This is a genomic window from Mesorhizobium sp. RCAM 06353 (assembly GCF_059683585.1).
Genome location: NZ_CM185031.1, coordinates 5,143,477 through 5,157,546, shown reverse-complemented (window position 1 = coordinate 5,157,546; position 14,070 = coordinate 5,143,477). Strand labels below are relative to the sequence as shown.

Sequence of the window (14,070 nt, the reverse complement as noted above, 5' to 3'; positions counted from 1 at the left end):
GATGCTTAATCCGGCCGCTTGTCTGTGTGCCGGCTCAGTAACGGAACTGTTCGGCCAGGATGCGCTCGTTCCAGGAATGATTGGGATCGAACAGCAACGTCGCCGTTGCAGTCGGCGATTCCCGCACCGTCACCGAAGTCACCGCCTTGACCTCGGTGTGATCGGCGGCGGCGTTCACCGGCCGCTTTTCCGGCTCCAGAATGTCGAAGCGCACGGTTGCCTTGTTGGAGAGCAAAGCGCCACGCCAGCGGCGCGGACGAAACGGGCTGACTGGGGTCAGCGCCAGAAGCGGCGCGTCGAGCGGCAAGATCGGGCCGTGTGCTGAGAGATTGTAGGCGGTGGATCCGGCTGGCGTGGCGATCATCACGCCGTCGCAGCTCAGTTCCTCGAGCCGGATCTGTTCATCGACGCTGATGCGGATCTTGGCAGTCTGATAGGATTGGCGCCACAGCGCAACTTCGTTGATCGCCAGCGCCGAAACGGTTTCGCCTTCCGAGGTGACGGCCAGCATTTCCAGCGGGCGGATGGTTTCGGCGACCGCGGCCGCGATTCGCTCAGTGAGCCCCCCGGAACGATACTCATTCATCAGGAACCCGATGGTGCCACGGTTCATGCCGTAGACCTTCTTTCCCGTTCCCATCGTGTCGCGCAAGGTCTGCAGCAGGAAGCCGTCGCCGCCCAGGGCCACCACGACTGCGGCCTCCGCGATCGAACATTGGCCATAACGCGCCGACAGACTTTCCAGCGCCGCCTTGGCGTCTGCTGTGTCGGACGAGACGAAGGCGATGCTGTTAGCGGCTGTGCTCATGGCTCCCCGATCGCGACCGATTGGCGGCGGGTCTGGTCGCGCCAGCGCCGGGGTAGCATGGTGCGGGCGGCTCTGCAAAGAGAGCCGTTGCGCCGGTGGGCAAAGCCATGCCGCGACGGCGTCGCCAGGACCGGCAGGTCGCGCTTCATGACAGGGCGCGAGTGAATGTGATGGTTAAGGCGGGGCTTAAACTCTCGTAAAGGCGGATCGATCATGTTAGCCGGGATGGATGGCGTGGGGGCGCCCGCAGCACCGCAAGTATCCTTCGGGATGCCAAAGGACGCTGTGGCACTTTTGATTTGTGCGCATGATCCCATGGACTAACCTGGATGTTCGGGGGCACGCACCAACCAGACGAGGCCGACATATTGCCGGTAGCACGCCTGATCATCGTCATTCTCATGCTGGGTAGCTTCGCGCTGGTCTTCGCCGAGCTTGTGCGCCAGTCGGAAGCAATGAGCAACAGACCGCAGCCCACGGCGTCACGCTGTGGCGATGCCGCCGGGATGCCTTGCCCGCAAAGGGCACTGTAGGTCGCCAAAATCCGCGCACCTGTCCGCGCCATATATCCCGGTCACGGTTTCATCCTCGGGGGACTGGTCATCGGCTGGCGCAAGACAAGTTTGATCGTTGCAATTGCGGCATCGGTGAAAGCACTGTTAGAAGACTTCCGGATCGGGATAGGACCTTGGTCCCATCGTCCCGGGAAACAAGCCATGCGGCGCGTTGACCGGTCGAGTTTTCTGAAGGGAGTGCGCATGCCGCGCAGTGTGTTGATTTCTGGGGGCTGTGGCTTCATTGGCTCCCATCTTGTCGATCGCCTGCTGCGGCGCGATGATCTGGAAACGCTTGTCGTCGTCGACAATCTGTGGACCGGATTGCGCGACAACCTTGCCCATGTCGCGGACCCGCGAGTCAGCCTGCAGATTGCCGATGCCGAAAGCTTTACGGCCAGCCGGCATTTCGATGAGATCATACATCTGGCGTCACCGGCTTCACCCGTATGGTACATGCGCGAGCCGGTGCGCACGATCAGGGCTAACATAGGGGGTGCGCTCAATCTTCTGTCGCTGCTCAGGCCCGGCGGGCGTTTCTGCTTCGCCTCGACCTCGGAAGTCTATGGCGATCCCATGGTGTCGCCGCAACCGGAGAGCTACCGGGGATCCGTGGACTGCACCGGGCCAAGGGCTTCCTATGATGAAAGCAAGCGCTGCACCGAGGCGCTGCTGTTCGAACAGCAACGCGTCAGCGGGCTCGATGTCCGCGTCGTCAGACTGTTCAACACCTATGGTCCGCGAACGCGCATCGATGATGGCCGCGCCGTTTCGAATTTCGTCAGCCAGGCCCTGACCACCGGAATCCTGACCGTCTATGGCGACGGCTCACAATCGCGCAGCTGGGGTTACGTCGACGATATCGTCGATGGCTTGGAGCGTTTCTTCTGGCGTGACAGCATCTCCCACCGCGGCCCCTTGAACATCGGCAACAATCGCGAGGTCTCGGTTCTCGAGACCGCGAAATTCGTCAGTTCCCTTGTCCCGGGCAGCCGCATCGAACACCATGCGCCTGTCCCGCAGGATCCGACGAACCGGTGCCCGGACTTGACCCTGGCAAGACAGGTTCTTCCCGGATGGGAGGCAAAGACCAGCTATCAGGAAGGGATACGGCGCACCTTCGAATGGTTTCGCCGACAGATTGCGACTGACGGCAGATCGGCGGCGTCAGCCTGAGCCTGGGCCCCAACCCGTCATGGTGACCGTGAAACTGAGTCGAGCTTGCCGGTGAAGTAGGGGCCAAGCACGGTCTCGAAGGCCTTCAAGGCCGCGCCGATCGCCTGATGCATGTCGAGATACCGGTAGGTGCCCAGCCGTCCGCCCAGATGCAGGTTTTTCTCGGCGGCCGCCCGTTCGAGATAACGACGGTACACCGCCTGATCCCGGCGCGTGTCGATCGGATAGTAGGGCTCGTCGCTGCGGCTGGCAAAACGGGAATACTCGCGGCCGATGAGTGTCTTGTCGCTCTTGTGCTGGCGTTCGGGATTGAAATGCCGGAACTCGACGACGCGGGTGTAGGGTACGGCCTCGTCGGCATAGTTCATGATCGCCGTGCCCTGATGATCCGGCGTGTCCATGACCTCGAGATCGATATCGATGGTCCGCCAGCCGAGCTCGCCCTCTGAGTAGTCGAAATAGCGGTCGATCGGACCGGTGTAGACGACCGGCAGGTCTTTTGGCAGCAGCGGTTTGATATCGAAGAAGTCGACACCAAGCCGTGTCTCGATGAGCTCATGCGCGAGCATCTTTTCGAAGATCGCGGTATAGCCATCCACAGGTTGGCCCTGGAAACGGTCGTTGAAATAGCCGTCCTCGAATGTGTAGCGGACCGGCAGGCGCGCGATGATCTGTGCCGGCAGTTCGCGCGGGTCCGTCTGCCATTGCTTGGCGGTATAGCCCTTGATGAAAGCCTCGTAGAGTGGACGGCCGACGAGGGAAATCGCCTTCTCCTCGAGATTGGCCGGCGGACGGTCGCCAAGCTCCGCCGCCTGCTCGGCGATCATGCCGCGCGCTTCATTGGGGCTCAACCGCTTGCCGAAGAACTGGCAGATCGTGGCGAGGTTGATCGGCAGCGGATAGACCTTGTCGCGATAGGTCGAAAACGCACGATGGCGATAGGCCGTGAAACCGGTGAAGGTGTGCAGGTAGTTCCAGACCTCCTCGTTGGATGTATGGAACAGATGCGGCCCGTAGCGATGGATCTCGACGCCGGTGGCGGGATCTTGTTCGGTATAGGCATTGCCGCCAATGTGTTGGCGCCGGTCGATCACCAGCACGCGCCGGCCGAGTTGCGTGGCGATGCGCTCGGCGAGCGTCGCGCCATAAAAGCCTGCGCCGACAATCAGGATGTCGGCCTTTCCAAGCAGGTTCTTGTCCATCCGGCCGTATCCATTCAGTGTTCAGCGTCAGCGCCTTATTCGCTGCTGTTGGTCATGATTCAAGCGAAAAACGACATCCGACTGAAGTGTTTGGAAACGAGGTATTCCGGCTGGATGGATCAAAATATTTTGGTGGCTTTGATCGTCTTTGTATAGGTTAGAAGAATCTTCAGAATCCGAACATTTATTTTGTCGATACCGTTGATCGATCGGTCGAGTAAAAGCGGCCACCGTAGGGTCTTGCATCCATGAAACTTATCGTCGTGACGCCGGCCGGACGCGAGAAGTACCTGCGCCTGCTCAGCCACCATGTTCTGAAAAGTCCCGAGGTGCATGAATGGCATCTGTGGGACAATTGCCGCAACGAAGCCGACCGGGCCTATCTCCGGCGATTGGCAGCCAGCGATCCGCGCTGCAAGATAAAGACGCTTCCAAACGCCGACGGCACCATCGATGTCATCGGCAGGTTCTTTCGCTTCTGTGACGACGCCGACGCTCTCTATCTGCGCCTCGACGATGACGTGGTTTTTCTGGAGGAGGGCTTTCTCCCCAGATTCAAGGCGCGGGCCATGGCGGAAAAGGGGGCGGCCCTCTGGTATGCACCGCTCATCATCAACAATGCGGTCTGCAACAGCCTGATCAAGAATCTTTCCAGGGTTCAGATCGAAGGGCCGCTTACCTGCCAGGCGATGTGCCCCTTTTCCTGGGCACATGCAAGCTTTCCCGAGGCGCTTCACCCGGTCTTCATCGAGGCTGTGCGGACGAACCGGCTGGGTGATTTCCGCGTGCCTGACCGGGACGTCAGGCTGGGGCGCTTCTCGATCAACGCGATCGGGTTTTTCGGGTCGGATATCCTGGAGATCGGCGAACCTTTCTACCCGCCGGGAAATGATGAAGAGGAATGGCTGTCAGCGACCTTGCCGGCAAAGCTCGATCGGCCGGGCAGGGTTTTCGGTGATCTGGTCGCCGCGCATTTCAGCTTCTTCACACAGGAGCAGCGCCTGCTGCAGACCAGCATCCTTGACGACTACTATGCACTCGCCGGCCTGCCGGCTCCGGTTTACGAGAAGCCCGTTGTCCCGGTGAAATTGAAGGATCGTCTGAGGCCGTGGCGAAAGCGAAACAGGAATTCGGGGCCGCGCTACACGATATCGCTTGCCACAGCCGACTGACGTCCGGGCTTCGGTCCGGCCCCGTCCAAACGCTTTCCACCTTACCACCTGCTATAATTGGCGTTTGCCGTAGAAAAGTGTCGGTACGGCCGGCAGAAGGCGCATCAACCTGACCCACCCCCAGCAAGCCCATGGCGATCACGCCGGGCTTGGAATGGCCGGCGCATCGGTTTTCAGCCATGACGGCAACAGGGTGCTCTGCGGGCGCGGATTATCAGCGCAATCGCGGAGCAAGCCGCATTCGTAAAAAGATATTGACTGTATGTTCAGTAATAATTATTCCTGACTTCGAGGATTGAGTTGGCCAGCCGGCGTTGCCGGTGAATGGCCACCAGGAGAGGGGAATATCTTGACAGCCATCCGGCCAGCCGTTGAGGCGAAGGGCGTCACCAGGACTTTTCAGGGACCCGGCCAGGAGCCAGTCAGGGCGCTTGACGAGGTTTCTGTTTCCATTCGCGAGAACGAGTTTTTCACACTGCTGGGACCATCCGGCTGCGGAAAGACGACGTTGTTGCGGCTGATAGCCGGCTTTGATTTTCCGAATGCCGGCGAAATCCTGCTCTACGGACAGGACATCGCGCCGCTGCCGCCGTTCAAGCGGCCGGTCAACACCGTCTTCCAGTCCTATGCGCTGTTCCCGCACATGACGGTGGCCGAGAACATCGGCTTCGGCTTGAAGATGCTGGGCAAGCCCAAGGCCGAGATCGAGGCGCGCGTCGATGCGATGCTGACGCTCGTCCACATGCAGGACTTGAAGAGCCGCCGCACCAGCCAGATTTCCGGCGGCCAGCAGCAGCGCGTGGCGCTGGCCCGGGCACTGGGGCCGCAGCCGAAGGTGCTCTTGCTCGACGAACCCTTGTCGGCGCTCGACTACAAGCTGCGCAAGGAGATGCAGATCGAGTTGAAGCGGCTGCAGCACGAAACCGGCATCACCTTCATCTTCGTCACCCATGATCAGGAAGAAGCACTGACCATGTCGGACCGCATCGCGGTGATGTCGTCAGGCAAGATCCTGCAGGTCGGTACGCCTTGGGACATCTACGATCACCCGGCGCAACGCTTCGTCGCCGACTTCATTGGCGAGACCAATTTCCTGGACGGCACGGTCGAAGGCGCCGCGGATGGCAAGGCGCGGGTCACGCTGCGCTCGGGAGCAAGCATCCTCGCGACCACCGCCAGCGATTTCCAGCCGGGCAGCCAGGCGACGCTGATGGTGCGACCCGAGCATGCCAGGCTCGTCAAGGCCGCCGGCGACCTGACCGGCACGGTCGAGACCGTCGTCTATTTCGGCACCGACACGCATATCCATGTCCGGCTGGCGGACGGCGGTCCCTTCATCGTGCGCCAGCAGAATTCACGTTGTGCCGGCTGCGGCTTCGAAGCCGGCGACAAGGTCGGCATTCAGATCGGCGATGCCGCCGCGCAGCTGCTGAAGGATTAGGTCATGGCGACCGCGAAAGAGATCGCCGACAAGGCCGAACGCAGTGATATCCGCTCGCGCTGGCTGCTTTCCGCGCCGGCGCTGCTGATCGTCTTCCTCGCGGCGCTTGGGCCGCTGCTGATCGTGGTCGTCTATTCCTTCCTAACTCCAGGCAATTACGGCGACGTGAAATGGCAGTTTTCGACCGACGCCTGGGTGAGCGTGCTGCTTCAGCGAGACGTCTTCAACGACACGCTGTCCTTCGCCAGTGCGCATCTGTCGATCTTCTGGCGCTCGGTGTCGCTGTCGGCCATGACCACGATCCTGACGCTGATCTTTGGCTTTCCGACCGCCTATTTCATCGCGACACGACCAGAACACCGGCGCGATATCTGGCTGTTCCTGATCACCATCCCGTTCTGGACCAACCTTTTGATCCGAACCTTCGCCATGCAGGAGGTGCTGCGCAATGACGGCCTCATCAATTGGCTGCTGCAACTGCTGCGGATTACCGATCATCCCATCCAGCTGATGTATACGAATTTCGCCGTCCTGCTCGGCATGGTCTATGTGTTCCTGCCTCTGATGGTGCTGCCGCTTTACGCCAGCATGGAGAAGATCGACTTCCGGCTGATCGAGGCGGGTTATGACCTGTACGCGACGCGGTTCCAGGTGCTGCGGCGCATCATCGTGCCGCTGGTCGCGCCGGGCATCGTCGCCGGCTCGATCCTCGTCTTCATTCCTTCGCTCGGCGCCTATGTGACGCCGCGTGTGCTGGGCGGCGGCACCAATCTGATGATCGGCAATCTGATCGAGCTGCAATTCGGCCAGGGGCGCAACTGGCCGCTCGGTGCGGCGCTGTCGATCACGCTGATGGCGATCGTGATGGTGGCGCTGCTGTTCTACGTCCGCAACATGACAAGGTCGGATGGCAGCCATGGCTAAGCGCTTCGATGTCCGCCAGCAGAACGGCTTCGTCACCATAGCGATGGTGTGTTTCTTCCTCCTCTATCTGCCGATCGGCACGCTCGTCGTCTTCGCCTTCAACGACAACGAATCGCTGGCGATCTGGGAGGGCTTTTCGCTGCGCTGGTTCCATGTCGCCTGGAACAACACGCTGGTGATCGAATCCTCGATCTCGCTCGTTCCAGATCGCAGCCGTCGCCGCCATCCTGGCGACGATCACGGCAACGATGGCGGCGCTGGCGACGACCCGGACCAAGCCATATCGCGGGCTGACCTTCAAATACGCCTTCATCAACCAGCCGCTGATGGTGCCGGAGATCGTCACCGCGGTGGCGCTGCTGATTGTGTTCTCGCGCATCAAGATCTGGACCGGCTATTCGGGCCTTGGATACCTGATCGCAGCCCACACCGCCTTCTGCATCCCGTTCGCCTATCTGCCCATCCGTGCTCGGCTCGAAAGCATGGATCTCTCGCTCGAAACGGCGGCGGCCGACCTCTATGCAGGCAAATGGCAGGCCTTCCGGCATGTGACGCTGCCGCTGCTTTGGCCGGGCATCCTGGCAGGGCTGATGCTCGCCTTCGTCGTCTCGCTGGATGACGTGGTCATCACCGAATTCGTCAAATCCGGCGGCCAGGACACGCTGCCGACCTTCATGCTTGGCCAGATTCGTCGCGGCGTGACGCCGGAAATCAATGCGATCTCGACAGTCTTCCTTGTCCTGTCGATCGGCATTGTCACGGCTTTCTTTTTCTTCAGCAGGAAACGGACCTGAGGCCGCATCGCCGCCGGTCCCAACAATGGGAGCAAAGAGCATGAACTGGAAACTGACCGCGACAGCCGTCGGGCTATCGCTGCTGGCTGTGATGGGCGTGGCGCGTGCCGATGGCGAGCTCAACATTTACAATTGGGGCAACTACACCAACCCCGACCTGATCAAGAAGTTCGAGGAGACCTACAAGGTCAAGGTGACCGTCACAGACTTCGATTCCAACGACACCGCGCTCGCCAAGATCCGCCAGGGCGGCGCCGGTTTCGACATCGTCGTGCCCTCGGCCAGCGTCGTCCCCATCTGGATCAGCGAAGGGCTGCTGCTGGAGACCGATCCCAACAACATGAAGAATTTCAAGAATGTCGATTCCAAATGGGTCGATGTACCGTTCGACCCGGGCCGCAAATACACGGTTCCATGGCAGTGGGGCACGACAGGCATATCGGTCAACAGATCGGTCTATTCGGGCGATGTGAACACGTCGGCGATTTTCCTCGACCCGCCGCCCGAATTGGTCGGCAAAATCAATGTCGTGCCCGAAATGGGGGACATCATGTTCCTCGCCATTGCCTACGAAGGCGGCCAGTATTGCACCGACGACAAGGTGTTGCTGAAGAAGGTGCGCGACAAGCTGGTCGAGGCCAAGGCGAAATGGCTGTCCTTCGACTACGGTGCCGTCGATGGCCTGGGCAAGGGCGACATCGCCGCCGGCGTCAACTGGAACGGCATTTCGCTGCGCCAGCGGCTGCAGAATGACAAGATCGTCTATGGCTATCCCAAGGAGGGCTATCCGATCTGGATGGACAACGTCGCGGTTCTCAAGGACGCCAAGAACGTCGACAACGCCAAGCTGTTCCAGAACTTCATCATGGATCCGCAGAACGCCGCCCTGATCTCGGCCTTTGCCCGCTATTCGAACGGCATCAAGGGCTCGGAAGCCTTCATGCCGGCCGACATGAAGGACGCGCCGGAGGTGAACGTGCCGGCCGAATTCGCCGCCAAGGGCCAGTTCATGGCGGCCTGTCCGCCGGATGTGCAGGCGCTCTACACGAAAATCTGGACCGACCTGCAGAAATAGCCTGATCCCTTGTTTCCGCGCCGCGACATGCGGCGCGGCCACCTCTCGATCCATCAAGCCAAGGCGATCCGGCGATCGCAGGAGACTTTCATGACCGATCTCGACCTCTGCTACATGCCGGCGAGCGAAGCGCTGCGGCGGTTTAAGGCCAAGAGCCTTTCGCCCGTCGAACTGATGCAAGCCACCATCAGCCGCGCCGAGGCGACGAAGCCGACGATCAACTGCTTCACCTTCGAGCATTTTGACGAGGCGATGGAACTGGCCAGGAAAGCCGAGGCGAAATACGCCAAGGGTGCCAAAACCGGCCCGCTCGAGGGTCTGCCGATCGGTATCAAGGACGAGAGCTACATCAAGGGCAAGCCGACATCGCATGGCTCGCTGCTCTCGAAGGATGCTCTTGGCAGTCATACCTCGACGATGAACGAGCGCGTCATCAAGGCGGGCGGCATCGTGCATGCGCGCACGGCGACGCCGGAATTCAGCTGCGCCGGCTATACCTGGTCGAAGCGATGGGGTGTCACCCGCAATCCGTGGAATCGCGATTTCACGCCAGGCGGTTCGTCAGGCGGCGCGGCGGCGACACTTGCTTCCGGCACATCGTCGATCGCCACCGGTTCAGACATTGCCGGGTCGATCCGCATCCCTGCCTCGGCCTGCGGTCTGGTCGGCTTCAAGCCGCCCTACGGCCGCAATCCCGACGAGCCGCCCTTCAACCTCGACTTCTATTGCCACACCGGGCCTTTGGCGCGAAACGTCAGGGATGCGATCCTGCTGCAGAATGTCATGGCCGGACCGAGCCCGCTCGACATCGCCACGCTACGTCCCAAGCTGCGCCTGCCGCTCGACTACAAGCCGATCAAGGGCTGGAGAATAGCCTTTTCCATGGATCTCGGCTCTTTTGAAGTCGATCCAGACGTGCGCAAGAACACGCTTGCCGCCTGTGATGTGTTCCGCTCGCTTGGCGCCACGGTCGAGGAGGTCGACCTGGGCTGGGGCGACGAGGTGCTCAAGGCCGGTATGGCCTATCTCGAGCATCTCTTCGGCGCCTCGCTGGCGCAATTGCTCAAGGAGCACGGCAAGGACATGACGAGCTATGCGCGCCGGTTTGCCGAGGACGGTCAGAGGTCGAAGGCGACGGACTTTGTCGGAACCCTGGAGGTCGCCGCCAGAATGTACCAGACACTGGGCCCGCTGCTGGAAAAGTACGATGTGCTGATCTGCCCGACGAACGCGCTGCCCTCGGTGCCGGCGGAGTTCGACCACACCAGGGACACTGTCGAGATCAATGGCAAGCAAGTGAACCCATCGCTGGGTTGGGTGATGACGACGCCGTTCAATATGATGAGCCGTTGTCCGGTTCTCTCCATGCCCTCGGGCTGGGCTGCGAACGGTGTCCCGACGGGCATCCAGATCGTCGGACGCACCTATTGCGACGCCGATGTGTTCCGGGCGGCACTCGCCTATGAAACGGCACAGGGCCAGTGGTACAGGAATGCCGAGACACGCCCGTCGCTTTGACCAACGGCAGCGTCTGCGACTGGTGCTTGATCTCCGGCGTCGGCTATGGTGAGCCGGGGATTCTCGCCGACAGTTCGAAAGGCCGGATGAAAAATGGCACAACGCGAGGCAACCGCGGCCCAAAAACGCAGGGCTACGATGGCTGAGGGCAGGAGCTCGGCGAACGATGCCGTGTCGAAAGACCGTCGGCGCGAGCGCGGCGAAGCAAGCGTCCAGCGCATCATCGATGCCACCATCGATCTCATCGCGGAGGAGGGCCTGGCCAGCGTCACCATGCAGCGCATCGCCGAACATGTTGGCTCGTCCAATGCGCTGGTGGTTTTCCACTTTCGCAGCAAGGAAAACCTGTTCCGGGCTGTCCTGCAGTATCTCAGCGATCGATACGACGAGTTGTGGGTGACGCTGGTGCGAGCGCCGGGCCTGTCGCCGGTTGAAAGACTACTCGGCGCCGTCGAATGCGCGCAACGCTTCGCCAGGCAGCATCCGAAATGGGTTTCCGTTTTTGTCGTCTTCTCCAGCGACCGCAAGAGCATGCAGATCTACAATGAAATCGGCCTGCCGAGCGATCTCGCCTACACCGCCGAAGCGCGCGAGTTTCTGATCGAGATTTCGCACAGCGGCGGCTATGCCGACGTCGACATAAACACCTTGTCGGAGAGCCTGAACTATCTGGTTCACGGCGCGTGGTACTGGGACCATCTGAACCCTTCGAGCCGTGACACCAATGTGCTGCGCAAGACCATGCTGCTGCTGCTGCATCAGGCATTTCCACGGCATTTCGAACTGATGCGCTAAGTTCTCTCAGGGGTGCTGCCTTAGATGGCAGCCGGCCTGGCGTTTTTGCGCCAGATACTCGTCGATCAGCTGGCGGTAGCGCACCTTGCCGAAGCTTGGGAAATGGCCGCCATGCACGACGGAAACGTCGAGATCGCGCATGGCGAGCAGCGTCTCGACATAGTCTGGGATGTCCGAATGGTAGACGTCGTCGATCAGCGGGCCGTCATAGATGATGTCGCCGGACAACAGGATGCCGGTCTTCTTCTCGTAGAGCGCGATGCCGCCGGGTGAATGGCCGGGTGTGTGGACGACCTCGAAGGCGCGGTCGCCGAGATCGACGACGTCGCCATGCTCGAGCAGGCGGTCGGCCGGGGCCGGCGGGATCCGATAGCGGGACGACTCCCAGCCCTCGGGCAATCGATCGAACATATCGTCGGTCGCATAGCGGTCGGCCACCGTCCATTCATTGCGCGGATCGGCGAGGATTTTTGCTTCGGCCCGGTGCACGCAACGGTAGGGAAATTCGTGATGGCAGCCGATGTGATCGAAATGCGTATGGCTGGCGACGCAGGTGAGCTTGCGCTCGCTGACCAAGGGCACATGTGTGCGCAGGCTGAAATGGCCGAGACCCGTGTCGAACAGCAGATCGCGGTCGCGGCCGCGCACATGCCAGATGTTGCAGCGGAAGAACGGTTTTATCCACGGCTCGTGGATCAGCGTGACGCCGTCGGCCATGCGGATGGTCTCGTACCAGTCTGGCGCGTCGATGACCGGAAGGAGTGCCATTTCAGTCCGCCAAAACGATGATCTGGTCGGTATCGCACGAAACGGCCACAGTGTCGCCGGGCTGGACGGTGGCTGACGCGGGCAGCTTGGCGATGAACTGGAGCGACGGGTCTTCGGTCGAGACGGCAAGCACGCGCTTGAAACTGCCCTGGAAAACGACGTCGGTTACGTCCCCCATGCCGAGACTGGCGGTGCCGGCAGTCCCGCCGAGGAGGAGGTGCTCCGGCCGTATGGCCAGCGCAACAGCCGAGCCCGCAGGCAAGGCGCGGGACACAAGAACCGGTCCGACCGGTGTCGTGACTATGCTTGTCCTGTCCTTGGCCTCAGCCACCTTGCCGGCAAGGATCGTGCTTTCGCCCATGAAGGTCGCTGAAAAACGCGTCGCCGGCCTGGCATAGACGCGCTCGGGCGGTCCTTCGTCCTCGATGCGGCCGTCATTCATCACCACGCAGTGGTCGGCCAGCGCCATCGCCTCTTCCTGGTCGTGGGTGACATGGATGAAGGCGGTGCCGACGCGCTTCTGGATCGCCTTCAACTCGTCCTGCATCTGCCGGCGCAGTTTGAGGTCGAGCGCACCCAGCGGCTCGTCGAGCAGAAGCACCGCCGGCTCGATCACCAGCGCCCGCGCCAGCGCCACGCTGCCGCTGGCCACCGGAGAGCTGGTGCGGTTTCTTGTCGAAGGCGGCAGCCAGCCCAACCAGCGCCAGCGCCTCGCGGGCTTTTGCAGCACGGGTCGCACCGTCTACGCCCTGCATGCGCAGCCCGAAGCCAACATTGCCGCCGACGCTCATATGCGGGAACAGCGCATAGTCCTGGAACACGGTTGTCGTCGGCCGCTTGGCCGGCGGCACAGCGGTGCAGTCCTCGCCGCGGATGAAAACCTTGCCTTCGCTTGGCGTAACGAAGCCGCCGAGGATCGACAACAGCGTCGTCTTGCCGGAACCCGACGGCCCGAGCAGGATCGTGTAGCTGCCGGGCTCGATCTTGAGCGAGACGTTCTTCAGCACCGCCAACTGCCCGAAACGGTGCGAGACAGCGCGGATATCGACCAGGGGCGCGGTCATGCTTTTCTCCGGCGCAACAATGTCAGTTCAAACAGCACGACCAGCACGATGGAGACAGCGAAGACCAGCGAACCGATCGCGTTGGTTTTCGGGTTGAGGCCGGAGCGCAGCAGGTTCCAGATCTCCACCGGCAGCGTGGTGTCGAAGCGGGTGAGCAGGAAGGAGATCACGAATTCGTCCCAGGAGAAGGTCATCGACAGGAAGAAGCCGGCGAAGATGGCGGGCGCCATGACCGGCACGGTGATCAAGAGCAGCACCTTCCATTCCGGTGCGCCGAGATCGCGAGCGGCGCGCTCGATGTTGATCTGGTGATCGCCCATCTGGCTGTAGATGATGGCAAAGCACAGCGGCAGGTTGATCACGACATGGCCGATCCCGGCCGCTAGCAGCGATTTCGGCACGCCGGCCCAGTTGAACAGCACCAAGAGCCCCATGCCGATGATGAGATAGCTGACCGTCAGCGGCAGCGTGATCAAGCCGCGCAGCAGGCCCGAGCCCGGCAACACGAAAAGTGCAAAGCCCCACGCCGAGAGGAAGCCGAGCGTCACGGCGGTGGCCGAGGAGATCGACGCCACCAGCAGTGAATTGACCAGCGCCGAGGTCAGCCGCGCGTCGGAGAGCACCGCTTCGTACCAGCGCAGCGACGGGCCGGTGAAGGGCGGGATCGGAAACGACGTCGCCTGCAGCGAAAACAGCACCAGCACCACCACCGGCAGGAAGATGAAGCCGTAGACGGCAAGCGCGTAGACCCAGGAAGCGACGCGGACAATCCTGCGCAT

At 61.5% G+C, this 14,070-nt stretch carries 12 protein-coding genes and 2 pseudogenes; 9 read left to right on the top strand and 5 right to left on the bottom strand.

Annotated elements, in window-relative coordinates; genetic code table 11:
* Positions 1-34: 34 nt before the first annotated feature.
* The gene (locus AC56QX_RS24935; protein ID WP_477438039.1) at positions 35-808 is read right to left on the bottom strand and encodes an NAD kinase; all 774 of its coding nucleotides are present in this window, start codon (positions 806-808) and stop codon (positions 35-37) included.
* A 329-nt stretch (positions 809-1,137) separates the two neighbouring features.
* On the opposite strand from AC56QX_RS24935, the gene AC56QX_RS24930 reads away from it, so the two are divergent.
* Positions 1,138-1,341, top strand: a complete 204-nt coding sequence (locus tag AC56QX_RS24930; protein ID WP_497111157.1) for a hypothetical protein — start codon at positions 1,138-1,140, stop codon at positions 1,339-1,341.
* A 225-nt stretch (positions 1,342-1,566) separates the two neighbouring features.
* Positions 1,567-2,538, top strand: a complete 972-nt coding sequence (locus AC56QX_RS24925; RefSeq protein ID WP_497117879.1) for an NAD-dependent epimerase/dehydratase family protein — start codon at positions 1,567-1,569, stop codon at positions 2,536-2,538.
* Positions 2,539-2,555: 17 nt separating this feature from the next.
* Here AC56QX_RS24925 and glf read toward each other — a convergent pair whose 3' ends face one another.
* Entirely contained in the window at positions 2,556-3,740 is a 1,185-nt protein-coding gene (glf, locus tag AC56QX_RS24920) for a UDP-galactopyranose mutase (RefSeq protein WP_497111156.1), read from the bottom strand.
* Between the two features lie 248 nt (positions 3,741-3,988).
* Here glf and AC56QX_RS24915 point away from each other — a divergent pair, with 248 nt between their 5' ends.
* From AC56QX_RS24915 to AC56QX_RS24885, 7 genes and pseudogenes are all read left to right on the top strand, one after another.
* Positions 3,989-4,912: a hypothetical protein gene (locus AC56QX_RS24915; RefSeq protein ID WP_497111154.1), complete on the top strand. Its 924-nt coding sequence runs from the start codon at positions 3,989-3,991 to the stop codon at positions 4,910-4,912.
* Positions 4,913-5,270: 358 nt separating this feature from the next.
* Positions 5,271-6,353 carry an ABC transporter ATP-binding protein gene (locus AC56QX_RS24910; protein WP_497117878.1) on the top strand — a complete coding sequence of 361 codons (1,083 nt, stop codon included), beginning with the start codon at positions 5,271-5,273 and terminating at the stop codon, positions 6,351-6,353.
* Positions 6,354-6,356: 3 nt separating this feature from the next.
* The gene (locus AC56QX_RS24905; protein ID WP_497111153.1) at positions 6,357-7,277 is read left to right on the top strand and encodes an ABC transporter permease; all 921 of its coding nucleotides are present in this window, start codon (positions 6,357-6,359) and stop codon (positions 7,275-7,277) included.
* Positions 7,270-8,071 (top strand): annotated as a pseudogene (locus tag AC56QX_RS24900) (ABC transporter permease). Before AC56QX_RS24905 ends, AC56QX_RS24900 begins: the two are co-directional and overlap by 8 nt.
* 40 nt (positions 8,072-8,111) lie before the next feature.
* Positions 8,112-9,146, top strand: coding sequence for an extracellular solute-binding protein (locus AC56QX_RS24895; RefSeq protein WP_497111152.1), 1,035 nt, complete (start codon positions 8,112-8,114; stop codon positions 9,144-9,146).
* A gap of 90 nt (positions 9,147-9,236) precedes the next feature.
* Complete coding sequence (locus tag AC56QX_RS24890; protein WP_497111150.1) at positions 9,237-10,664, top strand: amidase; 1,428 nt, start codon at positions 9,237-9,239, stop codon at positions 10,662-10,664.
* Positions 10,665-10,802: 138 nt separating this feature from the next.
* On the top strand, positions 10,803-11,459 hold the full coding sequence (locus AC56QX_RS24885) for a TetR/AcrR family transcriptional regulator (RefSeq protein ID WP_497111149.1): 657 nt from the start codon (positions 10,803-10,805) through the stop codon (positions 11,457-11,459).
* A gap of 6 nt (positions 11,460-11,465) precedes the next feature.
* Here the strand turns inward: AC56QX_RS24885 and AC56QX_RS24880 are convergent, their stop codons facing one another.
* The 3 genes and pseudogenes from AC56QX_RS24880 to AC56QX_RS24870 form a co-directional block, all read right to left on the bottom strand.
* Positions 11,466-12,227 (bottom strand): MBL fold metallo-hydrolase, encoded by a 762-nt coding sequence (locus tag AC56QX_RS24880; protein ID WP_497111148.1) that lies wholly within the window; start codon positions 12,225-12,227, stop codon positions 11,466-11,468.
* A gap of 1 nt (position 12,228) precedes the next feature.
* Positions 12,229-13,291: pseudogene (locus AC56QX_RS24875) on the bottom strand (ABC transporter ATP-binding protein).
* The gene (locus AC56QX_RS24870) at positions 13,288-14,070 is read right to left on the bottom strand and encodes an ABC transporter permease (RefSeq protein WP_497111147.1); all 783 of its coding nucleotides are present in this window, start codon (positions 14,068-14,070) and stop codon (positions 13,288-13,290) included. Before AC56QX_RS24870 ends, AC56QX_RS24875 begins: the two are co-directional and overlap by 4 nt.